Origin of the sequence: Paenibacillus sp. NPDC056722 (assembly GCF_042790635.1) — a bacterium.
In the GTDB taxonomy this organism is placed as follows: Bacteria; Bacillota; Bacilli; order Paenibacillales; family Paenibacillaceae; genus Paenibacillus_AQ; species Paenibacillus_AQ agri.
In genome coordinates, this window is the sequence record NZ_JBHTYV010000002.1 from 629245 (window position 1) to 653391 (window position 24147).

Sequence of the window (24147 nt, forward strand, 5' to 3'; positions counted from 1 at the left end):
TAATACACAGGTCAATAAAATGGTTGAGTTTTCAAAGATATCTTTAAGAAATTGAGAATTTTTTTCTTTTTCTCTATATTTTCAGGAAATCAGCTTTGATTTCTCTGCCTGTTCTGCGGCCTTGTGAATGAACTGCTCCAACGGCTTTTTAAGTGTCAAGGCCAGCACCAGAGCGATCAGACCGAAGCCAACCAGGTACAAGGCATCACGAATGGCCACCTCTGGCAGGATGCCACCAACCGCTTCCCGCAGCAGACTAATCGCATAAGTAAAGGGCATAAACGGATTCAGTGCCTGGAAAAAAGGACCGGTAGTGCTGATGGGAAACGTCCCCCCGGAGCTGGAAAACTGCAGCACCATGAACACAATAGCAATCCCTTTGCCGATGTTGCCGAACACAGAGACAAAGGTGAAGACGATCGTCACGAATACGATACTGATCAGCATTGCAAACAGGATGAACCACCACTTGTCGGCCACGTAACAGTTCAAGATAAAAATATTACCCAGTGCGGCCACCAGCGCCTGTAAAATACCTACCGTGAGAAAAGTAAGCAGTCGTCCGAAGTAGAGCTGATACGACTTATAAATTATGCCTCCTGTCTCCACAGAGGTTCGCAGCAGCGAAATCAGCAGCGTTCCGCCCACCCATATTGACAGTACCACGTAAAAAGGTGTCATGGCCGACCCGTAGTTCGGGATTGGGTATAGCTTATTCTCCTTGAGGATTACGGGGTTGGCCAAAAAATCACTTTTGGACTTGATGTCGCCCCCAAGCAGATCTGCGATCTGCTCCAGATTCACCTCTTGTTTGATCTGGCGGATCGTCGCCGCCGCTTTGCGAATGGCGGCCTCCAGTAGCGGCAGGTCATCCCGCACCAGCTCTGCGGCGCGCTCTACCCCCTTGTCCGCCTTCGGCAGCCCGGTACGGATCAGGTCCGCCGCCTTGCGGACCTTCTGCTCTACCGCCGGCAGATCGTGGCGGGCAAAATCCGCCGCTTCGTGGATTCGCTGCCCGGCGGCGGGAAGCCCCTGCTGAATCCGCGGCAGGACATCGCGGACAAAAGTGCTGAAGCGCTGCATCTTGTCCGCAATCCCCGCGGCCGAGGTATGGACGGCCGCCCGGATGGCGGGCAGATCCTTCTGCAGCGCCGCCAAGCCCTCCTGCCCGTACTGTATGGCCGCCGCTGCATCCTGCAGGATGGCGGCCAGCGCGGGCAGGTGATCCGGCACCTGCTGGAGCCGGGCCGCAGCGTCCTGTGCAGCCGCAGTCAGCGGCTGCAGTGCGTTTTGAATGCCTGGCAGTGTGTGCGACTCGAAGCGGGAGATCAGCCGGCCAAGCGCCGTTGATCCCTGTCCCGCTCCAGTGCTAAGCTGCTGCATCTTGCCGGCATCTGGTTCCCCGCCGGCTTCCAAAGCTGAGGCAAGACTTCCGGCTAGCGCGGATTGATCGGCGAATTGGTCCCGGATCCCATCCAGAGCCTGTATTTCGGCCGCAAGTACGTTTCCGGACGACAACTTATCCAGTGAATTCAAGAGCGAGATCGTGCGGTCCAGTACATTTTTCCCGGCAGCAAGCCGGGTCAAATTCGCATTAAGCGCGCTCAGTGCGGCCGCTGTCTCTATCGTACCAGCCTTCAATCCCTCTGCGAGCTGAGAGACAGCATTCTCCGTCTGCTCCAGCAAGTACAGATTCTGCTTGATTACAGGGGGAATCGCAGCGAGGGCCGCGTTGTTCTTCTCGATAAATTGCTGCAGTTGCTGACCAAAGGCACTTCCGGCTGCCGCAATCTTGTCGGCCTGTGGCAGGGCCTTAATCGCTGCATCCACGATCTTCCGCCCATTTTCCATATCCACACTTGCCTTGTCTAAGACCCCGGCCACGTCATCAAAATGCTCATCGAGCCCGCTCACAAGTTTCGCTGCCCGTTCCAGCTCCGGCAGCTTGGACTCTAGCTCCGTCAAATGCCCTGCCGCTTCATTGATCTGCGGCCAATGGTCATCCACCGTTTCGATCGCTGTCCCTGCCTTTTCGACCTCTGGCAGCTTCTGCTCCAGCGTCGCCAGCCGCTCTGCCGACTGGTGAATTTGCGGCCAATCCTGATGAATTTTCAGCACTGTTTTCCCGGCAGCTTCAATCTCTGGCAGGTTATCCTCCAATAGGAACAATCCCTTCTCCACTCTGCGGATCACGGGCAGCTCAGACTGAAACTGTCGGTCGATCCTGCCGAGAGCGGTCAGCACCGTCTCACTGAGGGTAGCGGTAAAATGCTCGCTAATCTGGGCCGTGATGGATGACGCACCCTTGGCCGTAATTTTAGGTGCAATCGCATTAATCTTCTCATTCACGGTGTATTCAACTTCCGGCTTATTCAGCCGACCTTCCAGAATACCGGCCATTTTGCTGGAAAAATCCTTAGAGATGACGACACTGGCATAATAATCCCCGCGTTGTACGCCATGCCTGGCCTGCTCTGCATCCACAAAGGTCCAGCCCAGACTCTTATTATGATGCAGGCTTTCCAGTACCTCCTCGCCGATGTTGAAGCTCTTGTTATCTACGGAAGCCCCCTCATCCAGACTGGCTACCGCAATCTTGATCCCTGAGGTGTTGCTGTAAGGGTCCCACACAGCCGCCACATTCACCCAATCATAGATGGAAGGCAGCACAACCAGCGCAGCTATCAGCAGAACTGCGGTCGGGACCTTGAATACATTGCGCCAATCGTTTCGGTAGATACGGATAATTCCAGCCATTTTCCGGTCACTCCCAGCCTCAAGTTTGGATATTTTAATATGCCCGGAGCAGCCTTCGTTTACTATGAATGGCGACTATTCAGTTTTTTTGCAGTAGTCCAAAAATATCTGCAACCTTTCCACCATTTCATCGTTATTAGTAGTACAATACTCGTTTGATTAACAACCCAAGGGGTAATTAATCTTATACTGTGTATCACAATGCCAAGGGGGAGATTTCATTGTTCAAGAAAAAGTCAGCTTATGTCCTGCCCGTTGTCGTCCTGTTATTCCTGTCCCTCATTACATCGGCAAGCACAGTCGGAACCCTGGCCCGCGCGGAAGGCCGCGGTGACACCGTTCAGCATGCAACCGTGTATATTCATTCTCTTCATTCAAATCAAGGTGTCTTATCGGCAAGCACTGATGAGATCGAATGGTATCAAGGTGCCGAAGCAGACAAAATTTTTGCCCAAAGAGAGCCGGAAGCCGCAGCAGAGCTGGGCGGAACGCCTGATGGATATTATATCGTGAACGACAGTCAGACACTTACTACCTACCGGGTAGCTCCTGATGCAACCGTGACTATGCAAATTTATGATCGTACCGGCAAGCTGGAGGATATTGACATTCACTGGAACGAGAAGATAAGCCTGGAGGAATTCACACATCAGTTTGCCAAGAATAACAATCTGGATCTGAGCCAGTTCCCTTACCATCTGACGATCAAAGACGGCGTAATCACATCGATCGTTCAGCAATACATCCCTTAACTCTAAAAAATTCAAATAGGCTGTGCTTGCTTGAAAGGTTGGTTTGATCCCCTTCAAGCAGGCACAGCCTTTTTAGATCCTTCTAATCCTTCTTATCTTTCTCATCTTTCTCATCTTTCTTATCTTTCTCGCTCCATTCATCCCCAGCCGAGTGCTGTATAATTGTCACCCCTTCTACCCACACTAATCATGTCTTTCAAACCACCGAGAAGGAGTGTTTCATATGCGTGAAGGTCTGATACCAACCGTTCTTGGAACCGTAGTTACTGCTTCTAGCGCCGCTTTTCTTGGCAGCAGGTATAAGATGGCTGCAACCGGCGTACTTGGATTTGGTCTGGCGCATATCGTGCTCGGCGCCATTGATCTGTTTGAGCATCGGTAATTGGTTGAAGGATACCGGACAACTCGTGCCACAGGCACGGTTGTCCGGTTTTTTTGTGCGCCGAGGGGCTTGTGGGGCTTGTGGGGCTTGTGGTTTTTACAGTAACTCTGGTCTCTCTGATATCTCCGTTATCTTTGGTTCTTTGGGTTGTGGAGTATTATGTATTTTATGGTAATTTATACTGATAACCAGACGAACCAGGGGAGTAACTTCTAGAAACAGATTGAACTGGACCTCTGTCAAGAAAGTAGACAGTCACGCAACGGATGTTTTAGTAAATTGCTGTGCAAAGCGAGCGGGAGAAAGATACCCCAGCGCGCCATGCATTCGTTTGCGGTTGTAATAAAATTCAATGTACTGAAAAATGGCATGGTATGCCTCTTCCTGGTTTTTGAAACGGGGTTACAGTAAATGAGCTCCTTCTTTAAAATACTGTGCCAGGACTCGATGCAGGCGTTATCGTAACAGTTTCCTTTGCGACTCATACTAGATTCCATTTCGTAGCTTTTCAATTGGTCAACATAATCCTTAGAAGTATATTGAGACCCACGGTCGGAGTGGTGCAAGAGCTCCTTACCTGGCCGTTTGGCTGCGTATGCAGCCTGCAGAGCGTCCAGAACCAGACTGGTTTCCATGTGATTGTACAAACGCCAGCCTACGATTTCACGTGTACATAAATCCATGACGCTGGCCAAGTACAACCGGGCTCCCCGGCAAGGGATGTATGTGATGTCCGTGACCCATACGGTATTGGGTTTGAGCACTTTAAATGCTTGATTCAGCGTGTTGGGGGCGATAGGGTTATTATGTTTAGAGTTCGTCGTCTGTACGCGGTAAGGTTTAGACACGACGGAGCGGAGCTTCATTTGCCGCATGTACACACTCACGGTGCGTTCAGTCACGGTATAGCCTTCTTGGTGTAGCAGACGGGTGATTTTCGGACTTCCATACCGCATCTTATGATCTGTAAAATGATACTGGATTCGCTCCATGACCGCTGCTTTGCGGCGTTTCTGTACGCTGGTTTTTCCCGTCCGCCACTTGTAGTAACCGCTCCTTGACACCTGCAAGGTGTCGCACATCTTCTCCAAGCGAAACTCGGAGCGATGATTCTCCATGAACCGGAATCTTAGTTCCTTGGTTTGCTGAAGATGTGCACCGCTTTTTTTACGATCGCCAGTTCTTCTTGAGCGTCGGTGAGTTGATGATCTTTCTCCTGAAGTTGACGACGCATCTCTTTCAATTCTGCTTCGAGTTCCCGTACGCGATCCACGCTCGCTGCCGGTTCATTTTTCAGCTCTCGAAACTGGCTCATCCACTGATGCAGCGTACTTTTCGGAATGTTAAGCTCTTCTGCTAAGTCACCTAAGCTCTTCGTCTGTTCTTGAATGAACTTTACGGTTTGCTTTTTAAACTCTTCGTTATATCGTTGTCTTTGTTCTCCCAAGTGAACACACCTCCACTGTTTTCATTATCGGTCTGTCCGTTAACAAGTGTCCACTATTTATTCTAATTGCAAACTGGAAGGATAACCTCTGGCCAATACTTAAAATAACGACATTTTTGTACCTTATATCCATCATTTTAGAGAAAAAAAGGAAATTAAGAGCATTTTTGCACCTTATTTCCCCACTTTCTCCTTAAAATACGTTCCATCGAAAGAATTAACATACAAAAATGCCCTTAATCTTCTTCCCGCCTTCTTTCTGGCCAAATTAAGATACAAAAATGCACTTATTTCAGCATTAGCGAGGCAGGCGAAAAGTAAGACGGGGGGGCGATGCGGAGAGCAATATAGGAGCAACGCGGTTAAACAGAGAACCCCTTCCATGCCACTCCTAGGAGGCACCATGGAAGGGGCCACAAACGGATTCAGTCAAAAAGGCAGCCGCCTGCGAAAATCGCATAGGCTGCTGCCACCCTAAGCTCAGGCTTGAGATTAGGGGCGGTGCTTTCCGCTCGAACAAGAGCGAAGGGCCGGAGGAATTCTGGAGAAACGATAGTGTTCGCCTTTAAAGTCCGATTTCACCCTATAATCTCTTATTACAATCAGAAATCGGACTTTAACAGCGATCGGAAGAACCCTCCGGCCCGTAGCGGCTCCAGTTCAGCGCCCCCCCGCCCCTAGTCTAAATCAGTGAGCCACCCAAACCATCATTTTACACAAATATAAAACAACCGCTGGGCATCATCATCCGCCTCAACCCATTCGAAATCAGCGAACGTCTCCACGCTGGAGAAACCCGCCTTAAGCAGCTCCGCCTTTAACCATTCCGGTTCGTAAGCGCGCTGGATGTGCGTCTCCTCGAAACGACGGTACAGACCGTTGCCTCTTTCTTCACGGGCAAATATGGACAGATGATGCTCAATCTCGCGTCGTGGCACGTCCAGCTCACAAGTCCAGATATAGGATACGGATTCCTCATCCAGAATAAAAGGCTGTTCTTCCTCATAGCGGATCAGCGTATTCGGATGATGGACGTCAAACAGGAATGTTCCTCCCGGCTTCAATCCAGCATAGGTACGGGCGAAGACTGCGCGGATATCTTCCTCTTCCACGACATAGTTCAAGCAATCGCAGAATGAAATTACAGAATCCACAGGCTCGGGAAGTTCCCAGGCTTTCATATTCTGATTGACCCAACGAACGCTTCCCTCTCTAAGAAAACGCCGTCCGTGCGGATGATCCTCCATCTTGCGCTGAGCAACCGCTAGCATGTCCTCCGAGAGGTCAATGCCCGTCATCCGGTAGCCGGCTCCTGCCAGCGGAATTGTGATCGTCCCTGTTCCGCAGCCTAGCTCCGCCACCGTCAGCGGCTTCCCGTATTTGCTCCAGGCCGTCTCGGCAAATGTAATCCAGTCTGGGTAGGGCATGTCCGCCATCAGCTCATCGTATACATAAGCAAATTTCCCGTAGGAAGGCACTGCGTTCACCGCACTTTCTATAATCAGGCTTATTGTCCGTCTTGGCTGGATTCGCCCTCAGGAGTACCGTTTCCTTCAGCGGAAGCATCCTCCTGCGAACTCGCCAGGTAGGTCCAGTTTTCCTTCTGGGTAACCAGGCCTTCCTTCATGAGTTTGCCAAGCGCCCGTTTGAAGGCTGATTTGCTGATGCCAAAGCGCTGCTTGATAATATCCGGAGGCGTCGCATCCGAATAAGGCATCGAGCCGCCAGGACGGGATTTCAGGAATTCCAACAGTGTCGTGGAATCCACATCACGGCCGATTTCCTTACGCTGGCTCATCGAAAGATTCACCCGGCCATCCTCGCGAACATGCGATATCCGCGCTCCAATCTGTTCGCCCAGGCGAAGCAGTCGACTGCGTTCAGAGGAATGGACCATGCCGATGATGCCAAAGCCCAGTACACCAGCGTCCACAAGGACGAATGTCCCCATTTGCAGCGGCTTGTACACTCTGGCGGAGACGGTCTGGCCCTTCCAGGACTCAGGCGCTGCTACCGCGAGTGGAGCTAGCTCCTGCTCACCGGCCAGCTTCGCACGCAGACGGCCTTGCTTGTCGTGTTCCATAAGAACAAACACTTTATCACCAATCTGAGGCTTAAGCTCGTTCAGATCAGGCAACTCACGGATGGGAAGCAGCAGTTGACGGCCAAGTCCCATTTCCAGAAAGCAGCCCAACCGGGGATGGATGTCCGCTACTTCCAGCAGCGCCAATTCACCAAGCTGCAGGTATGGCTTATTCAAAGTAGCAGCAAGGCGGTCTTCCGTGTCAAAGAAGATGAACACTTCCAGCTTGTCGCCCGCTTTAGGTTTGCTTTTGTTAGCCAGCTCCGTATAGTGAAGCATGACCTCTTCGTCACCGTTGGTCAAAAAATAACCGTAAGGAGATACTTCACGTGCTACCGTTAAGGTAACTGTAGTTCCAGCAATCAGGTTCATACCGTCTCCACAACCTTGGCATCGGACCACAGACGCTCAATATTGTAATATTCGCGCTCATCGCGGTGGAAGACATGGACAACCACATCTCCCAGGTCCATCAGCACCCAGCGTGCAGAATCCATCCCTTCAATACCGCGGATGACACCGCCTGCTTCATGCACGACTTTACGAACCTCGGTAGCAATGGCTTGCACCTGGATATCGGAATTACCGTGACAGATGACAAAGTAATCGCTGATCGGTGAAATATTGCGCAGATCCAGCGCTACAACATTCATTGCTTTTTTATCTTCAGCAGCTTTAAGCGCCAGCTGCAATAGCTTGCTTGATGGTAGACTCATTCTTTTTCCTCCAATATTCTGACTAAATCATTTCGGGCCAATACGGTCAGCGGAAACACAATCCGGCGTTTCTCGAGCAGCAGGCTGATGGTAGAATCGAAACCGGCCACCAGTCCGTCCTCAAGACTGACTTTCGCCTGCTTGCGGATGTGATTGACACCCGGAAAGTCACGTCCCGGCTCAATGTAATCGGCGAGGCAAACGACCTTCTCCAAGATTTCCATGCCTTCACGGCCTGAGGTATGATACCTTATGGCATCCAGCACCTCGGAATCGGTAATGCCATAGTCATGTTCTGCGACAAAAGCTCCCACTTCTGCATGCCAAAGCTGCTTGTCATGCGACAGCAGTTCTTTGGACAAACCATTCTGCTCAATAATGTCCCGCATGCGCTCCACAGGCCAATATTTTGCTACATCATGCAGAATGGCTGCAGTTTCCGCGCGAACAGGGTCAGCTCCGTACGTTTCCGCCAGCTTGACGGAGGACTCCATGACGCCCAGCGTATGCTTCCATCGCTTGTCGGGCATCTGCGCAGAGACTGCCTCAATCAGCGCCTCACGACTGTATGCCATATAGTCCACCCCTTTGCACATATTCATAAACACCATCCGGTACCATATACCGGATCGACCTGCCTTCAGCCGCCCGCTGCCGAAGCATCGTCGATGATATATCCACCTGCGGCATATCCGCAAGTGTAACCCGGCCGGCAATATGATCAGGCAGAGACCCCAGATCCAGCGGCGTCCCAGGTCTGCCCACACCAATAAAGGTCAGGCGCTGCACCAGCTCATCGATTGACTGCCACTTCGGCAGATACTCCACCATGTCGGCTCCAATGATGAAATAAAACTCCGAATACGGATGCTCGGTTTGCAGTTCTCTGATCGTATCAATGGTGTAGGAGACCCCGCCTCGCAGGACCTCAAGGTCCAGTGTACGGAAAGAGGGGTGTTGCTTCACCGCCTCCTGCACCATGGCCAGTCTGTCTTCACCTGATACCCCAGCTTCGTGCTTGTGCGGGGGAATATGTGAAGGCATGAACCAGACTTCATCGAGACCGTAGGTATCTCTTGCCGATTCCGCCGCCAACATATGACCGATATGGGGAGGATCGAAAGTTCCTCCCATGATTCCAATCTTCAAGAGGATCGCCTCCCCGTTTTCTTCTCAATTCCCGTTTGATTCCTGCTATGTTAACGCGGCAGTTCAATCGTCTTGTTGTCACGGGATTCTTTGTACAGAACGATGGTCTTCCCAATAACCTGTACAAGCTCCGAACCCGATTGTTCGGCCAGTGCAGCACCGATTTCCTTTGGATCTTCAATATTGTTATTCAACACACTAATCTTCATCAGTTCCCGTTTCTCGATAGCTTCCTCGATATGACGAACCAGATGATCGTTCACGCCGCCTTTGCCGACCTGAAATACAGAATCAAGATGATGTGCCAATGAGCGCAGGTAGCGTTTTTGTTTTCCAGTTAACATAAATGAACAAAACTCCTTAATTAACATATTATTACCCTAAACCAGTAAATTCATTGCTTATGCTTCGCCGCCGAGGCTTTCCTCAATGGTTTGGCGCATAATATCCACAGGAGCAGTCTGTCCTGTCCAGTATTCAAGAGCATAAGCACCTTGATAGACGAACATCCCCAGACCTCCGTGAATGATACAGCCTCTTTCCAGGCTCTCCGTAAGCAGCCGCGTGTGCAGCGGGTTATAGATTAAGTCGCTGACCACCATCCCGGGATGCAGCAGTGCCGGATTTACCGGCAGTCCGTCGATATGGGGATACATCCCGACAGAAGTGGTGTTAATCAGCACATCGATATCCTTCAAATGCTTCCCCATGTCATCCAGGGAGATTCCGGTCAAGCTGCCCGATCCGCTCCATTCTGCCGCCAGATCCTGAGCCTTGTCCGCAGTGCGGTTGGCAATGACGATGGAAGCAGGCGCTTCCTGAAGCAGGGCAGCCACAATTCCTCTGGCTGCTCCACCTGCCCCAATCACCATGATCCGGGCACCGGACAAATCAGAGATCGCTTCTGCCTTCAAAGAACGTACATACCCGATGCCATCTGTGTTGTAGCCTGTGAGCACACCATCATCATTGACAATGGTATTCACAGCACCGATAGCAAGTGCACTCTCATCCAGCCGATCCAGATATTCCATCACTGCTACCTTGTGTGGAATCGTGACATTGACCCCGCGAAAGCCCAGCGTCCGAATCGCGTGCACGGCCTCGCCGAGATCCTCAGGCTTCACATGCAGGGGCACGTAAGCCCCAGGAATGCCCATAGCTTTCAAAGCGGCACCGTGCATCAGCGGGGACTTGGAATGTCCGATAGGGTCTCCCATTACACCCAGCAGGATATCACCGTTCTTGTACTTCACGGCAGTAGATTCCATACCGGCCGTCCCCCTCTCTCTAAATCAGCGAAGGGCGGGTAAGCACCTTCACGCCGCGCGGAACGTGAACGGCCACAACCGCACCTTCCGTTCCATTGATTTTAATCCAGCCCAGACCCGAAATATATAGATCGCTGAGGCTGTTTCGGCCAATACGGAACTCGTGACGCTGCCACTGCGGCAGCTCATCCATAATATCCGCTGCCGGAGGTGACAGCATGACACCGCGATGATTCGCGTATAGCTCGTCTGCACGTTCAAGCTTCGTGCGGTGAATTTTCAGCGTTCCACTAATGAAACAGGTAAACGACTGGCGTTCCCCCTGCACAAAATCAAATCGTCCCAGTCCGCCAAAGAAAAGCGACTGCCCTGCATTCAGCTGATACACCGCAGGTTTCAACGGATTTACAGGCATAACCGCATCCAGATCACGACGGTGCACTAATTCACTGTAGCGCCAAGGATAGACAATCCCTGGAGTATCAATAATGTAATGACCGTCGTCCAGCGGAATCTTCACTGTATCCAAGGTTGTACCCGGATAGCGTGAAGTCGTCAATTCCTGATCCAGATCGCTATAGTCTGAGATCAGACGGTTAATCAGCGTGGATTTACCCACATTGGTCGCCCCTACGACGTAGACATCGCGTTGACCACGCAGTTCAGAGACTGCTTCCAATAGCCGGTCAAAGCCTTGATTGCGCTTCGCGCTGCAGAGTACAATCTCGGCTGTACGCAATCCATGCTCTTTGCAGCGTTGTTGCACCCAGTTGCGGACTTTGTTCCAGTTCGTAACCTTCGGCAGTAAATCGCTTTTGTTCACTGCGAGAATAACAGGGTTATTGCCAACAAAGCGCTGCAGACCCGAAATTAAACTGCCTTCAAAGTCGAACAAATCGACAATATGAATGACAAGGGCATTCTTCTCGCCTACTCCGCTCAGCAGACGCAGAAACTCATCCTGATCCACCGATACGGAAGAAGCTTCATTATAGTTCTTGATACGGAAACAGCGCTGACAGATCACAGGCTCCCGATTAAAAGCCGACTCAGGGATGAAACCTGGAAGCTCTCTGTCCTCAGTCTGAAGCTTAATGCCGCAGCCGCTGCATTTAACAGGGCGCTGTGTTTCACTGTGTTGATTCATTGGGGTTTTTCCTCCTCGTGCCACAATCCTTTTTTGCGGAGCCTGCTTTGGGCAATCCGCTCTACCCGACGGTTGAACCTTGTGCCGATCCCCTCATCCTTGATGGAAATGGGTAACACAAGCACCGTGTACAAACCAAGCCGGTTGCCTCCATACACATCGGTCAGCATCTGATCTCCCACCACAATCGTTTGATTAGGTGACAGATCCATCATCTTCATGGCCTTATGAAAGGGAGCATTGATTGGCTTGCGGGCCTGATGTACAAATTCAATATTGAGCGGTGTGGCAAAACGCGAGACCCGGTCCATATTATTATTGGATACAATAATCAGCTTGAAACCCAGTTCCTTCACCTTCTGGAACCATACCAGCAGTTCAGGAGTCGCTAACGGCGCCTTCGCGCCAACCAGCGTATTATCCAGATCCGTAATGATGCCCCGGTAGCCTTGCTGATACAGCTCTTCCAGAGCGATATCGAACACCGTATTCACCCGGAGCTTCGGGACCAACTTTTCAAACAATACGTTCACCTCGATTTCATACAAAAAACTATATCATACTCTATGGTCTTCGCAAACAAAGCCAAGGCAGAATTCCATCTGCCCCGGGGCTTCATCTGCCGGCTTTCATGCTTTTCCGCAGCCGCAAAGCTTCAGTATACACTGTGCGCCAGTCTTTGTCTTCTATAACATCCGGACTGTATTTCGCCTGTTCGAACATGCCTAGCAGAACCTTCAAATTTTCAGCTGCCGCGGGCCGTTCCTTGCTCCAACGAGCCACCGATTCACGCAGCGTTTCATGGCTTTCCTTCCTCATGCCTCTGCGCCGCATATATTTGACCCAACGACCGGTCTCAATCAGCACTTTCTGATCGGGGGTCAAAGGACCGCCGCCTTTCAGGCGCTGCAGCAGAAAACGCAGCTTGAGACGGTGGTTCCAAAGCTGGAACCCACCCCACAGCAACAGTACCGCTGCAGCTAATACCACTGCCCAAGTTCCCATACGGAATCCCTTTTGGCCTGCCGCTGCAGCTTTGGCTGCTTCTTCTTGGTCCTCCTCGTTCTGCTGATCTGTTTGAGTATCACGGTCCGGGGTCTCATTCTGTACTAACAACGGAACGTTGAAGCCTGGCGTCGCCTCTACAGGAACCCAGCCATATTCCCCAAAATACACCTCGGCCCAGGAATGGGCGTCCGCATCTGTAATCGTATAATTGTTATTGGCTGCTCCACCCGGCCGCATTCCCAGATTATCCGGCATCTCGGGCTGCTCTCCCGGCGCATAGCCCTTCACCCAGCGGGCAGGAATATTCAGGGAACGGGCCATAGTGACAAGTGCGGTAGAGTAATAATCGCAGTAACCTTCCTTAATTTCAAACAAGAAGCTATCCACAAAATCAGAACTCTTGGCACGCGAGAGATCTGGCTGATTGGTGTATGGAAAGTTCAGCTGTAAATATTGTTGCAATAGCGCTGTTTTTTCATACGGAGTGCTGGCATCGGCCGTAATCTCCTTAGCCAACTCCTTTACCCGTTCCGGGAAATCCCCCGGCAGTTTCAATAGCGCCGGATCAATTTCTTTACCGCCGTACAATTGATCAAAGCTTTTCTTGCTTAGCTCTTGAACAGGAATGACCGGAACTGCCGAAGTCACTTCATAAGTCTGGGGGTAAGGGAGTTTCTTCCCGTCTGCATCCCACAAAAGCTCACTGTCCCGGTTCCGCCAGAACAGGCCATCGCTCTGAGCTTCTTCGTTAACAGAATTTACGGTTGTAATGGAGTAGCCCCCGAAGATTACGGGGTACTCATAGCTGTTTAGCATCCTTACCGTTTGCTTTAACTCACGAGTTTGTATCTTTGAAGGGATAGCGTCCAGGGTTGCACCGACCTCTGCAGGCCGAAGCGGACCTCTTGTCAGCCGATCATCATCACTCCAGCCTTTCCCCGAATATACGTTTCTGGTCTCTCCACGCATATATGTGCGCAGATCGGATATGACGCTCATTACGGGCGCATAATCAAAATTAAACCCGCCCCCCAGCTTATTGTCATCCAGGCTGTACCCGGAGGAGGTCTTATTGGCTGAACTCTTCCCCCCGCTCGTGTCTGTTGAGCTTGATAACCCGCCACCAGCACCAGGACCATCGCCACTCCATTCTTTCCAAGCCGTATAAGGGTCAGTCAATGTAGGCCGAACCTCCGGCATGTTGATTCCTGTAAGAATGACCAATGAAAATATAATGGCGATATTCACAACAGCTTTTAAGGGATAGTCCAGCAAATAGGACCAGCCGTGCGGATAACGAACCTGGAAACTCCGCAGATGCTGACTGACCAGCCAGCCCATCCCTGCGAACACTGTCCACGCAACCTCCTGCCATAACACCGATGAAGTGAAGGAATCCAGTGCCCCGAAGGCAGCAATGTTCATTCCGATAAACATCAGAATACGCGCCTTTGTATTGACCCACCAGGAGGTTAACAGCAACAGCGCCCACGCTCCAAGGACAAAGGCCAGATACGGTGTAGATTGGGCTGCGATATCCGTTAGCCATTCTCCTTTGGTCTCATAAATCATATCTGTATCATAAATTCCAAAATGCAGAAGCGTCCGGTACAGGAGATACAGCACAGCACAGGCTTCGATTAGCAGGCGATATACCCGCTGAATGGGCAATAGTATTTCTATAATTGCTACAGCAACAAGAACAATCATTACGGAGGCCGTCGTCTCTCGCAGCCAGACCGGATCAGTATAAGAAAGCCATTGCAAGGCAATGATGGTCGCCCATAACAGGCTAAACGCATAATGCCAGTTTGATTTCAGCAGATTAAGCCAGCTTTTCATCTCAGGATTCCCCTCCCAATACAGCAGGAAGTTCTTGTAGTGAATCGATGCTATAACCTGTAACCCCGCGGGCCTTCAAAATTTCCAGCCAGCTCCCGTTGCGATTCACCCCTGCCGGGTTCTGTACATGCAGATGAGAAGGCGTCATGCCACGGCTTTCAGCCCAGCGCAAGGTCTCCAGCACAGGCTGACCACTCAACGGGCTGACCAGCACGAAATAAGCCCCCTTAGGGAACATTCGGTGCGCCTTCTCCAGCCGGGCCACAATCGAGCCCCGACCCTCGGCATTGATATCTATCAGGTAATGCAGCATCTTCTGCCGCTCCGCCCCGCTCTCAGCCGGAGAGAAGACCTTGGTAGTCTTATCCAGACAGCACAGGCCTATGCCAATCCGTTCACGGATACCAAAACCAAGCAGTGAAGCCGTTATCGAGATTGCCAGTTCCAACTGTGCAGCCGTATCATATGCTCCCGAGCCGCCGTCCAGGACTATCATCGTCTTGGGAATAGATTCGTGTTCGAATTCCTTAGACTTCCACGCTCCAGTCTTGGCAGTGGCATTCCAGTGAATACGAGTCAGACGGTCACCGTATGCATAATCGCGGACACCATTGATCTGTGTGGTCTCTCGTCTGGACTGAGCCAGGGAGACCTGCGGACCGGCCAGCCTTGATTTGCGCTCATACAGCTGCCAGCGTGGAACGAATATCGCCCGGGGAAGGACCCGGAACTGGCCTCCGGCCGCAAATGAACCTTTGTGCTCCACGAGTCCGAAAATGTCCTCGCTGAGAATATCCGTCTCCCCGAAAGTATAGCTGCCGCGTTCCATTGGCGGTGTCTGAAAACGTAGTTCCCCCTGACCCTTGAGATTCGTAATCAGGCTATCTTCGAATACCCAGCTCTCGCCGTTATGTCGTTTCATAACTTCGCGCACAACAACATAGGGCAGTGGAAGAAAGCCGGGGATCGTTACGTTAAGCCGCACTCGCAGGTGTCCGCCTGCGGACAGCAGATCAGGCTTCTCCTGCTCAGAATGGAAGCTGCGGGAGCCGGTAGCCCGGCGAACACCGCCGAGCCCTCCGATAATTAGATAAAGGATGAGAACAGAAACCATAATAAACAGCATAATCGATGTTTTTCCACCTTGAAACAATACATACAGCAATGTAATACCCCAAATTGCGAGGATGCCGGCGAACTTCGCCGGCTGAATGACAGCGGCCGCCGCAGACAGATAACGTCTCATGTTATTGCCTCATTGTGACAGGCACATGGATATTTTGCAGGAGCTTCTGCAGCAGGGAATCAACACTAATATTATCCAGGCGCGATTCTGGACGCAGCAGAATCCGGTGTGACAATGCATAAGGGGTAAGAATCTTGACATCATCAGGCAGCACATAATCACGCCCCTGCAAGAAGGCAAAGGCTTTGCAGGCCATCATGAAGGACAGAGAGGCACGCGGGCTTGCACCGAGCAGCACCAGTGGATGCTCACGGGTCATCCGCACCACATCCAGCAGATAGTTCAGCACAGGTTCGCTGATGTAGACCTCACGGATCTCTTCCTGGATCATAGCAATCTGCTCCATGCTGGTGACCGGCGTAAGCTTGTCTACCGGCTGGCCGTCTTGATGCGTAAGCAGCAGCGTCTTCTCTGTCTCCGCATCAGGATAACCCAGACTGATGCGCAGCATGAACCGGTCCAGCTGGGCTTCCGGCAATGTATACGTCCCCTCAAAATCAATCGGGTTCTGGGTCGCGCAGAGCATAAACGGATGTGGAAGCGTATACGTCTCGCCGTCTACGGTGACATTACGTTCCTCCATCACTTCAAGAAGCGCTGATTGTGTCTTGGTTGTGGCGCGGTTAATTTCATCTGCGAGTAGAATATTCGTCATGACCGGTCCCGGGCGGAAATGGAACATTTCGTCCTTAGGGTGATAGACGGACACACCGGTTATATCACTCGGCAGAATGTCAGGATTGCACTGGATACGGCGGTAATCGCCGGACATGGATCTGGACAGTGCACGAATCAGTTGGGTTTTACCCGTACCCGGCACATCCTCGATGAGGACGTGACCTCCGGCGAGCATTGCTGTCAGCAGGAGCTGTATTTCGAATGATTTTCCAAGGATGCAGGATTCAAGGTTGTGGCGTACAGTGTTCATGATATGCATAGATTCTTGACGTACGGGCATGAATGGTAAACCTCCTATGTCAGAATGAAGCAGTATTAATTTTATTTTACATGATTAGGGGACCCAAAGTACATTATGGAAGCAACTGAATTATAGATAATGCTATTTCTATGTATGTAAAAAAAATCACTAGCCAATCCCAATACTTCAGCGCATAGAAAAAGCAAGCCAGGAATGTCATCCCAGCCTGCTTGTAAGTATCCCTTATCCCTTCGGTCTGACCAGAAGTGCAGCCAGAAACGAGAACACAATAGCTGATGAAATCCCGGCGCTTGTGATGTCGAAAATCCCGGTCACTACGCCGATCCATCCATCCCGCTCCAGTTCCGTCAGCGCCCCGTGCACCAGGGAATTACCAAAGCTCGTTATAGGTACAGAAGCGCCCGCACCAGCGAATTTGACTAACGGATCATACAGACCGAAGGCATCGGCAATTGCGCCCGCTACGACGAGTGTACTCATGGTATGCGCAGGTGTCAGCTTCAGCACGTCGAACATTAGCTGTCCAATAACACAGATCGCTCCGCCAACCAGAAAAGCCCACAAATAAATCATGCTTCTTCACCTCCACTCTCCAGGGACACTGCATGTGCAACACAAGGAATGCTCTCACCCTGCTGATAGGATATCGGGGATAGTAATGCACCTGTAGCAACTACTAATACTCTTTTGAGCTCACCTTTTCTCAGGCGCTTCAAGATATGCCCATAAGTTACCACTGCGGAACAGCCGCAGCCGCTTCCTCCTGCAATGACGTACTTCTGCTTCTCCAGATCATAAATGAGCAGACCGCAATCATCGAACCGGGTCTGTTCCATTGGTATCCCTTCCTTAGCCAACAGTGTCTTGGCGATCGGCAGGCCTACGGAGGCCAAATCTCCGGTTACAATAAGATCATAATGTCCAGGGGAGAGGGTCGTGTCGCGAAAATGAGCCGTAATGGTATCTGCTGCAGCCGGGGCCATGGCATTCCCCATATTAAAGGGGTCAGTAACTCCCAAATCCATTACTCGTCCAATTGTGGCATGCGTCACTACCGGCCCTTTGACAGAACCATCATTACGGCCGACAATCGCACAGCCCGAGCCTGTGACGGTATACTGCGCGGTAGGCGGCTTCTGCGATCCGTACTCTGTTGGAAAACGGAACTGTTTCTCCACCGTACAGTTGTGACTGGCAGTTCCGGCCAGCGCAAGCTTGGCACCGCCTGTATCCACAATCATTGACGCAAGGGCCAAACTCTCCATAGACGTAGAACAGGCACCGAATACCCCAAGATAAGGAACTCCAAGCTTACGGGCTGCAAAAGAGCTGCTGATAATCTGATTCATCAGGTCGCCCCCAACAAAGAAATCCAGATCCTCCTGCTTCACGCCGGCATTTATAAGTGCCAGTTGTGAGGCTTTCTCGAACAGCACCCGTTCTGCCTTTTCCCAAGTCTTCTCGCCCATCTTCAGCGAGTCATAAATAAAGTCAAAATCCGAGGCCAGCGGCCCCTCTCCTTCCTCAGGACCGACAACGGAGGAAGACCCCAAAATGACAGGTCGTGAAGTGAATTCCCAGGTCTGGCTGCCAAGCTGCTTCATATTTAATGTCCACCTCCAAAGCCCATCAAGGCATAAATTACACCAATGATGAATGCTGCAACGGTTCCAAAAACGATAACTGAACCTGCCAGCTTAAACATATTGCCACCTACACCGAGCACAAGCCCTTCGGCCCGATGCTCCAGCGCAGCGGAGCACATGCTGTTAGCAAAGCCCGTAACCGGCACCGCCGTACCGGCACCAGCCCATTGCGCCATCTTGTCGTAGACGCCGAAACAGGTCAGGATAACGGAAATGAGAATCAGTGTAGCTACGGTTGGACTGGCCGCTACCCTAGAGCTCATTCCGAAGATCGCCATATATGCTTCCTGGATACCTTGTCCAATGAGACAGATCAGACCGCCAGCCAGAAAGGCACGGATACAGTTTTTTCCGACAGGACGGGCAGGAACATAAGGCTTGGACAATTTCTCATAGGACTCCGGGGTCAAGGAATCGAGCTTCAGCTTAACCCCTGAACGCTTTGTTTTAACCGGCAATGAGCACACCTCCTATGGTTTAGCGAAGAGGAGCCTGTAGCAGTCAGGTTCCCGCTTCTACAGGCTCCAGAACTGTCTTCGCTTAGAAGTTTTTCCTTATTGTTCGCTATCTGGTCCCTCCTTATGTCCTCCTGTGCTCAGGTAAAATACAGCAGGATTACAATAAGCAGCAAAAACAGTATTAAGATGAACACCGCTTCATTCGGCGGACCATACCGCGTGCTGTATCTGCGCCGGACACCATATCCATAGACAGCCCGGGTCTGCACCCTTCCTTGGGGCCTGCTTCTCATAACCCTCATCGTTATCAATCGCTTCCTTTCTTTCAGCCCCTGCGATCAGGGCTACTACTGCATAGTATTCGTGGAGACGACGCCCGGTGTCGTTTTATCCGCGAGACGTGGACAAGTGGTTCCAAAATGTTCATACTAGACGTTAGTAAAGGAGCGATTGCATATGAATCAAGAAACACTCGATTTGTTCAAAACACTTACCGAATTCCCTTCAGCCCCGGGCTTCGAGCGTGAGCTGCGCGCCTATGTCAAAGAGGCTATGTCCCCTTATACCGACGAATTCGTCCAGGACCGCCTCGGCAGCCTGTTCGGCGTGCTGCGCGGCGAAGAGAACGGTCCTAAGATCATGGTGGCGGGACATTTCGACGAAGTCGGCTTTATGGTTACCGGCATCACTGACAATGGAATGATCAAGTTTCAGCCACTAGGCGGATGGCTCTCCTCAGCGGTGTCTTCACAGCGGCTGCACATCATTACACCGAAGGGTCCGCTGACAGGTGTTGTAGGAAGCACCCCTATCCACCTGCTGAGCAATGAAGAGCGCACCAAGACAAGTGAGATCGGCAAAATGTACATCGACATCGGTGCAGATAGCCGTGAGGAAGCTCAAAGCTTCGGCGTATCTCTAGGTCAGCAGATCGTGCCAATCTGCCCGTTCACTCCACTAGCCAATCCCAAGAAGATCCTGGCTAAAGCCTGGGATAATCGCTACGGTGTAGGTCTGGCCCTGGAGCTTGTCAAAGAGCTATCCGGCAAAAAGCTTCCTAACACCGTGTACGCTGGTGCCACCGTACAGGAAGAAGTTGGCCTGCGGGGCGCTCGTACAGCTGCCAACCTGCTCAATCCGGATATTTTCTTCGGTCTGGACGCCAGTGCAGCTGCCGACATGACCGGTGATCGTCAGGCCTTCGGCCAGCTTGGACAAGGAGCGCTTCTGCGCATCTACGACCCAACGATGATCACCCACCGCGGCCTGATCGAGTATGTACAGGATACCGCCGACACTCACCGTATCAAATATCAGTATTTTGTCTCCCAAGGCGGAACTGATGCAGGACAAGTACATGTCAGCGGTATCGGAATTCCCTCTGCAGTGATCGGAATCTGCTCCCGTTATATCCACACGGCTTCCTCAGTCATCCATAGCGATGATTACGCGGCTGCCAAGGAGCTGTTGATCAAGCTAGTAGAAGGACTTGACCGTACCACCTTGCAGACAATCCTGGAGAACAGCTAATCAGGACAAACACATATGAACGAAACAAAGACGGCCGGGAGAATATCCCGGCCGTCTTTGTTTAATTTCCTTTATTTATTCCTGCCACCGACAGGTCTAATTCTAGTTTGCCTTTAACTTGTCATATTCCGCCAAGACCGACTGATGCACCTTGTGATCGGCAGCAAGACCGGTATATTTAGCCACTGTTGCCGATAGTCCGATATCTGCAAGGGAAGCCTGAAGCTCGACTGCTTCTGGATCATCCTTAACATCAAACAACAGCGCAGCTGCCATCGAACGTGTCAGAGCTGTGAAAGCAAGTCCTGCTTCATACGCCTGAACTGCCGGAGAAACGAGACGATCGTTCGGAGACAGCTTGCGGATCGGAGAACGTCCGACACGAGAGACTTCATCCGTCAGCGCCGGATTACGGAAGCGCTCCAGAATTTTATCAATATACTTGCCATGCTCGGCTTTATCAAAACCATGCTTGTTCACCAGGACAGCCCCAGTCTCTTCAAGCACTTCGCGCACACGTGCAGTCAATGCATCGTCGGCCATTGCTTGCTGAATGGTTTCGTAGCCCTTCAAGTAGCCTAGATACGCCGCAGAACAGTGACCCGTGTTCACCGTGAACAGTTTACGTTCGATGTACGGCTCCAGGTTATCTACATAATGAACCCCGTTTACAGGCTTGTAGCCCGGAATCATTTGCGATGCATCCACAACCCATTCATAGAACGGCTCGACAACCACCTTCAGGATATCTTCATGCTGCTGCAGTGGGACAATCCGGTCCACAGCGGCATTCGGAAATGCAACCGAAGTATCTGCTTTACGTCTAGTCTCTTCATTCAGCTTGGCATACACCAGCTCCTTGAGCTGTGCACTGCCGCCGATAGCATTCTCGCAGGCGATGACATGCAGTGGGGACGAGGAACCCGCCAGCCGCCGGGTAATCCCTTCGGCAACAGCACCCGCGATATGTTTCAGAATAGATACACCTACAGCGGTAGTCACTAGATCAGCATCAGCAATAGCTGCCGCTACCTCATCACCGTGTGTGACACTGCTGAGTGCTGTGACGTTGCGAACAATCACTGTCTCTTGACCTTCGCTGGCCAAGGTAACAGGATATTCACCACGCTGCTTAAGCTGCGAGACGAACGCCTCATTCACATCGACGAAAGTAACCTCATACCCTGCTTGGGACAACAGAAGGCCGATAAACCCTCTGCCGATATTGCCTGCGCCAAAGTGTACAGCCTTCATTACTCGAGGCCTCCTTCGAAGATGGCAAGAACGTCAGCCGGTGTCGCTGCACTCATAACACGCTCGATGGCATCATCTTCGCTGAAGATCATCGCTACATTAGTCAGGATCTCCATATGTCCGTCACCAGCTGCGGCAATACCAATGACAACAAATGCTGGCTCATCGCCGCCAAAATCCACCCCATCCGGGAAGCGCAGAATCGACAGTCCAGTGGACTTGATGAATGGTCTGCCTTCTTTGGTGCCGTGAGGAATAGCCAAGCCTTCACCCATATAAGTGGAGACTACCTCTTCGCGGTCCAGCATCTTCGGAATATATTCTTCGGTTACATGACCTGCGTCTACTAATAGCTGCCCGGCCATTCGAATGGCTTCATATTTATCCTTGGCAGTGGCGTTCATCATTACTTTATTTTCAGACAGTATACTCATATGGTTTCTCTCACTTTCAAAGTTTATTTTCGAAAAAACGTAAAAGTTCGGACGACAGATACCGCCGGATTTCCGGCTCCGCCCGCTCCTCCAGCAGCTTTACCAGCTCTGTATTGAGCAGCATAGCGCTGATCTCGCTCAGGACCTCCAGGCTTTCCTTGGACAGCTTGCGCGGGGCAAGCATGAGCAGGATAACCCTGACTTCCGTCTCGCCATCCAGCTGTACAGGCTGTTCCAGCCGGTACAGCGTCAGGGAAGACTTATGAATATGGCTGCTCCGTGTATGGAACAGCGCCAGCCGGGTATCTGGAATCACCTGGCTGGCCATCCGTTCCCGCTCCAGAAGCCGGTCCAGTACCAGCCCGGTGTCACCGATCACACCGAAATCTGCAATCATGTCCAGCATGACGGCCAAAGTGGCCGGCAGGTTCATTCCGCTATTGTCGAGCGAATAGAGGCGGAAGCGTTCAATCAGACTGAGCATCTCTTCCAAAATGACGCTATAACTCTTCATTCGGTCGAAAGCGGCTTCTTCCCGAACAACAGTCCCTGATTCACCTGCAGGAGGTTCTTCACGTTCTTTCGGCACAGTATTTTGTATATAGCTCAGCAGCTTCTCTATTTCTTCCCCTGTTAGCAGGGGGCTGATCTTGATATATCGATCACCCGGCAGGGGTAAATCGATAGTGGAGATAATAAGGTCATAATCTTCTTCCGGCAGACGGGCTGCCTCATACCAAGAGACATTTCCCATGACCTCAATCTGCGGCAACTCTTTATTCAGCCTGGTAGCCAGCAGCCGTGAAGAGCTCAGTCCGCTGGCACAGACCAGTATGGCCCGAACACTGCGTCTGAGCTGATTCAGTCTTTCCATGGAGGCGCCGAAGTGCATCACCAGAAAGCCAATCTCCTCGTCGGGAATGACAAGATCCAGGTTCAGATCTTCTACAGAATCCCGGACAGTCTGAAACAAATACTCGTAATCCTTACGAATCGGACCCAGCAGCGGATTACGGATGCGGGTTCCTTCACGAATCCGCTTCAAAGCAGGGTTGATATGCTCTATCACTCCTTCCCGAAGGGAACGGTCGCGCAGGAATGGAACCCCGGTACGCTTTGCGATGCTATCCGTCAGTCTGTAGACAATCTCCACCAGTTCGATGTCCCCGTACGCAAAACCAGTCGAAGAGAATGACTCCTGCACCCGGTCGAACAGTCCTGCTATATAGAGAATTTCTGTTCTCGGAAATGTCATACCCAGGATATGGCCCAGTTGCAGGACGAATTGCTCCGAAGCAGCAATATTCCGGTGGTCGGACATTCGCGGGTACCCCACATCTTCCGTGAGATCAATTTCCCTGCCGATACAGATCCGTCGTACAGTGACAGACAACCCCAGCAGCAGCTCCATATAGACGATTTCGGGCAGCTCCGCAGTCCATTTCCATTCCATGTCCCAGAGCGTCTTCTCTACATCCATCAGTTTGTTCTTGCCCACGCTGGACAGCAGCATATTAAATACCGGGTTACCTTGTGCAGGCAGCACATGGCCGACCAGATCTGACTGGTCCAGATGCTCAGCAGCCAGCCGGCCGATGGCCCGGCGTTTATCCACTTCGGTGCCGGTAATTTCTACGCCATACCCGCGCCTTCGAACGAGCTTCAGGCCAAATTTGCGGACCCATGGCTCGAGTTCATCCAGATCATAGCTAATGGTTGCTACGGTGACTTTCAGCGAATGGGCCAGCGCAAAGAGCTTCACTGGCTCTTCAGCTTCCAGCAGGGAGCACAGTTCATAGATCTTGCGATCCTCCCCGGAATATTCCGCCGGCTTCTCTTCCCGCAAGTATACTCGCAGCGCCTCAAGGCCACCTTCCGGCCCGCTGAGCTGGATCCCTTTACCGGATTTCCGGCTCAAATCGAGGCCGAAATCCTTCAGGATGCCCTCAATATCCTCCATCTCCCGGTGAACGGTGCGTACACTGACACCAGTGTCCGCAGCGATCTCGGCAGCGGTGATCTCTTCGCTCACCCCAAGGAGAAGTCCTATCATTTGTCGCTGTCTGGCGGTCATTTTCCTCATTC

At 51.6% G+C, this 24147-nt stretch carries 24 protein-coding genes; 3 read left to right on the top strand and 21 right to left on the bottom strand.

Annotated features, from left to right (window positions below; all coding sequences use genetic code 11):
- Positions 1-81: 81 nt before the first annotated feature.
- Positions 82-2757, bottom strand: coding sequence for a YhgE/Pip domain-containing protein (locus tag ACFRAM_RS07145; RefSeq protein ID WP_379465203.1), 2676 nt, complete (start codon positions 2755-2757; stop codon positions 82-84).
- A gap of 221 nt (positions 2758-2978) precedes the next feature.
- Here ACFRAM_RS07145 and ACFRAM_RS07150 point away from each other — a divergent pair, with 221 nt between their 5' ends.
- Together ACFRAM_RS07150 and ACFRAM_RS07155 are read left to right on the top strand one after the other, a co-directional pair.
- On the top strand, positions 2979-3509 hold the full coding sequence (locus ACFRAM_RS07150) for a hypothetical protein (protein WP_379465205.1): 531 nt from the start codon (positions 2979-2981) through the stop codon (positions 3507-3509).
- A gap of 223 nt (positions 3510-3732) precedes the next feature.
- Positions 3733-3891, top strand: a complete 159-nt coding sequence (locus ACFRAM_RS07155; protein WP_066373475.1) for an asparagine synthase — start codon at positions 3733-3735, stop codon at positions 3889-3891.
- Positions 3892-4130: 239 nt separating this feature from the next.
- On the opposite strand, the gene ACFRAM_RS07165 is transcribed toward ACFRAM_RS07155, so the two are convergent.
- The 17 genes from ACFRAM_RS07165 to spoVAC form a co-directional block, all read right to left on the bottom strand.
- The gene (locus ACFRAM_RS07165) at positions 4131-5009 is read right to left on the bottom strand and encodes an IS3 family transposase (RefSeq protein ID WP_483875007.1); all 879 of its coding nucleotides are present in this window, start codon (positions 5007-5009) and stop codon (positions 4131-4133) included.
- An 11-nt stretch (positions 5010-5020) separates the two neighbouring features.
- Positions 5021-5338, bottom strand: a complete 318-nt coding sequence (locus tag ACFRAM_RS07170; protein WP_379465206.1) for a transposase — start codon at positions 5336-5338, stop codon at positions 5021-5023.
- A gap of 707 nt (positions 5339-6045) precedes the next feature.
- A complete protein-coding gene (locus tag ACFRAM_RS07175) occupies positions 6046-6816 on the bottom strand; it encodes a class I SAM-dependent DNA methyltransferase (protein ID WP_379465536.1) in 771 nt (256 codons plus the stop codon).
- 29 nt (positions 6817-6845) lie between these two features.
- On the bottom strand, positions 6846-7793 hold the full coding sequence (locus tag ACFRAM_RS07180) for a CvfB family protein (protein ID WP_379465207.1): 948 nt from the start codon (positions 7791-7793) through the stop codon (positions 6846-6848).
- Positions 7790-8137, bottom strand: a complete 348-nt coding sequence (rsfS, locus tag ACFRAM_RS07185; protein ID WP_175371114.1) for a ribosome silencing factor — start codon at positions 8135-8137, stop codon at positions 7790-7792. The genes ACFRAM_RS07180 and rsfS overlap by 4 nt, the downstream gene beginning before the upstream one ends.
- Positions 8134-8712, bottom strand: a complete 579-nt coding sequence (gene yqeK / locus ACFRAM_RS07190; protein ID WP_379465210.1) for a bis(5'-nucleosyl)-tetraphosphatase (symmetrical) YqeK — start codon at positions 8710-8712, stop codon at positions 8134-8136. The genes rsfS and yqeK overlap by 4 nt, the downstream gene beginning before the upstream one ends.
- Positions 8696-9286, bottom strand: coding sequence for a nicotinate-nucleotide adenylyltransferase (locus tag ACFRAM_RS07195; RefSeq protein WP_379465211.1), 591 nt, complete (start codon positions 9284-9286; stop codon positions 8696-8698). Before ACFRAM_RS07195 ends, yqeK begins: the two co-directional genes overlap by 17 nt.
- A gap of 50 nt (positions 9287-9336) precedes the next feature.
- Complete coding sequence (yhbY, locus tag ACFRAM_RS07200) at positions 9337-9630, bottom strand: ribosome assembly RNA-binding protein YhbY (RefSeq protein ID WP_066373463.1); 294 nt, start codon at positions 9628-9630, stop codon at positions 9337-9339.
- Positions 9631-9687: 57 nt separating this feature from the next.
- The gene (gene aroE, locus ACFRAM_RS07205) at positions 9688-10557 is read right to left on the bottom strand and encodes a shikimate dehydrogenase (RefSeq protein ID WP_379465213.1); all 870 of its coding nucleotides are present in this window, start codon (positions 10555-10557) and stop codon (positions 9688-9690) included.
- A 19-nt stretch (positions 10558-10576) separates the two neighbouring features.
- The gene (gene yqeH / locus ACFRAM_RS07210) at positions 10577-11704 is read right to left on the bottom strand and encodes a ribosome biogenesis GTPase YqeH (RefSeq protein ID WP_379465215.1); all 1128 of its coding nucleotides are present in this window, start codon (positions 11702-11704) and stop codon (positions 10577-10579) included.
- Positions 11701-12228, bottom strand: a complete 528-nt coding sequence (locus ACFRAM_RS07215; RefSeq protein WP_066374320.1) for a YqeG family HAD IIIA-type phosphatase — start codon at positions 12226-12228, stop codon at positions 11701-11703. The genes yqeH and ACFRAM_RS07215 overlap by 4 nt, the downstream gene beginning before the upstream one ends.
- A gap of 91 nt (positions 12229-12319) precedes the next feature.
- A complete protein-coding gene (locus ACFRAM_RS07220; RefSeq protein ID WP_379465217.1) occupies positions 12320-14554 on the bottom strand; it encodes a DUF4129 domain-containing transglutaminase family protein in 2235 nt (744 codons plus the stop codon).
- A 1-nt stretch (position 14555) separates the two neighbouring features.
- Positions 14556-15800, bottom strand: a complete 1245-nt coding sequence (locus ACFRAM_RS07225) for a DUF58 domain-containing protein (protein ID WP_379465219.1) — start codon at positions 15798-15800, stop codon at positions 14556-14558.
- Position 15801: 1 nt separating this feature from the next.
- Positions 15802-16758, bottom strand: coding sequence for an AAA family ATPase (locus ACFRAM_RS07230; RefSeq protein WP_379465220.1), 957 nt, complete (start codon positions 16756-16758; stop codon positions 15802-15804).
- Between the two features lie 204 nt (positions 16759-16962).
- Positions 16963-17313: a stage V sporulation protein AE gene (gene spoVAE / locus ACFRAM_RS07235; RefSeq protein WP_066373454.1), complete on the bottom strand. Its 351-nt coding sequence runs from the start codon at positions 17311-17313 to the stop codon at positions 16963-16965.
- Positions 17310-18344, bottom strand: a complete 1035-nt coding sequence (spoVAD, locus tag ACFRAM_RS07240; RefSeq protein WP_175371122.1) for a stage V sporulation protein AD — start codon at positions 18342-18344, stop codon at positions 17310-17312. The genes spoVAE and spoVAD overlap by 4 nt, the downstream gene beginning before the upstream one ends.
- A gap of 2 nt (positions 18345-18346) precedes the next feature.
- A complete protein-coding gene (spoVAC, locus tag ACFRAM_RS07245) occupies positions 18347-18844 on the bottom strand; it encodes a stage V sporulation protein AC (protein WP_175371123.1) in 498 nt (165 codons plus the stop codon).
- 456 nt (positions 18845-19300) lie between these two features.
- Here spoVAC and ACFRAM_RS07250 point away from each other — a divergent pair, with 456 nt between their 5' ends.
- Positions 19301-20374, top strand: a complete 1074-nt coding sequence (locus ACFRAM_RS07250; RefSeq protein ID WP_066373448.1) for a M42 family metallopeptidase — start codon at positions 19301-19303, stop codon at positions 20372-20374.
- A 102-nt stretch (positions 20375-20476) separates the two neighbouring features.
- On the opposite strand, the gene ACFRAM_RS07255 is transcribed toward ACFRAM_RS07250, so the two are convergent.
- Genes ACFRAM_RS07255 through ACFRAM_RS07265 form a run of 3 tightly spaced genes read right to left on the bottom strand, consistent with a single transcriptional unit; the run spans position 20477 to position 24145 of the window.
- On the bottom strand, positions 20477-21628 hold the full coding sequence (locus ACFRAM_RS07255) for a mannitol-1-phosphate 5-dehydrogenase (protein ID WP_379465223.1): 1152 nt from the start codon (positions 21626-21628) through the stop codon (positions 20477-20479).
- Positions 21628-22062, bottom strand: a complete 435-nt coding sequence (locus ACFRAM_RS07260) for a PTS mannitol transporter subunit IIA (protein WP_066373444.1) — start codon at positions 22060-22062, stop codon at positions 21628-21630. The genes ACFRAM_RS07255 and ACFRAM_RS07260 overlap by 1 nt, the downstream gene beginning before the upstream one ends.
- A 16-nt stretch (positions 22063-22078) precedes the next feature.
- Positions 22079-24145, bottom strand: a complete 2067-nt coding sequence (locus tag ACFRAM_RS07265) for a BglG family transcription antiterminator (RefSeq protein WP_379465225.1) — start codon at positions 24143-24145, stop codon at positions 22079-22081.
- Positions 24146-24147 lie beyond the last annotated feature (2 nt).

Excerpts from the sequence above, each read along its gene's own strand:
- ACFRAM_RS07220 (WP_379465217.1), bottom strand. The coding sequence starts at position 14,554 with ATGAAAAGCTGGCTTAATCTGCTGAAATCAAACTGGCATTATGCGTTT.
- ACFRAM_RS07260 (WP_066373444.1), bottom strand. The coding sequence starts at position 22,062 with ATGAGTATACTGTCTGAAAATAAAGTAATGATGAACGCCACTGCCAAG.
- ACFRAM_RS07230 (WP_379465220.1), bottom strand. The coding sequence starts at position 16,758 with ATGCCCGTACGTCAAGAATCTATGCATATCATGAACACTGTACGCCAC.
- ACFRAM_RS07165 (WP_483875007.1), bottom strand. The coding sequence starts at position 5,009 with ATGGAGAATCATCGCTCCGAGTTTCGCTTGGAGAAGATGTGCGACACC.
- yqeK (WP_379465210.1), bottom strand. The coding sequence starts at position 8,712 with ATGGCATACAGTCGTGAGGCGCTGATTGAGGCAGTCTCTGCGCAGATG.
- spoVAD (WP_175371122.1), bottom strand. The coding sequence starts at position 18,344 with ATGAAGCAGCTTGGCAGCCAGACCTGGGAATTCACTTCACGACCTGTC.
- ACFRAM_RS07155 (WP_066373475.1), top strand. The coding sequence starts at position 3,733 with ATGCGTGAAGGTCTGATACCAACCGTTCTTGGAACCGTAGTTACTGCT.
- yhbY (WP_066373463.1), bottom strand. The coding sequence starts at position 9,630 with ATGTTAACTGGAAAACAAAAACGCTACCTGCGCTCATTGGCACATCAT.
- yqeH (WP_379465215.1), bottom strand. The coding sequence starts at position 11,704 with ATGAATCAACACAGTGAAACACAGCGCCCTGTTAAATGCAGCGGCTGC.
- ACFRAM_RS07180 (WP_379465207.1), bottom strand. The coding sequence starts at position 7,793 with ATGAACCTGATTGCTGGAACTACAGTTACCTTAACGGTAGCACGTGAA.
- ACFRAM_RS07255 (WP_379465223.1), bottom strand. The coding sequence starts at position 21,628 with ATGAAGGCTGTACACTTTGGCGCAGGCAATATCGGCAGAGGGTTTATC.
- aroE (WP_379465213.1), bottom strand. The coding sequence starts at position 10,557 with ATGGAATCTACTGCCGTGAAGTACAAGAACGGTGATATCCTGCTGGGT.
- spoVAE (WP_066373454.1), bottom strand. The coding sequence starts at position 17,313 with ATGATTTATTTGTGGGCTTTTCTGGTTGGCGGAGCGATCTGTGTTATT.
- ACFRAM_RS07250 (WP_066373448.1), top strand. The coding sequence starts at position 19,301 with ATGAATCAAGAAACACTCGATTTGTTCAAAACACTTACCGAATTCCCT.
- rsfS (WP_175371114.1), bottom strand. The coding sequence starts at position 8,137 with ATGAGTCTACCATCAAGCAAGCTATTGCAGCTGGCGCTTAAAGCTGCT.
- ACFRAM_RS07145 (WP_379465203.1), bottom strand. The coding sequence starts at position 2,757 with ATGGCTGGAATTATCCGTATCTACCGAAACGATTGGCGCAATGTATTC.
- ACFRAM_RS07225 (WP_379465219.1), bottom strand. The coding sequence starts at position 15,800 with ATGAGACGTTATCTGTCTGCGGCGGCCGCTGTCATTCAGCCGGCGAAG.
- ACFRAM_RS07265 (WP_379465225.1), bottom strand. The coding sequence starts at position 24,145 with ATGAGGAAAATGACCGCCAGACAGCGACAAATGATAGGACTTCTCCTT.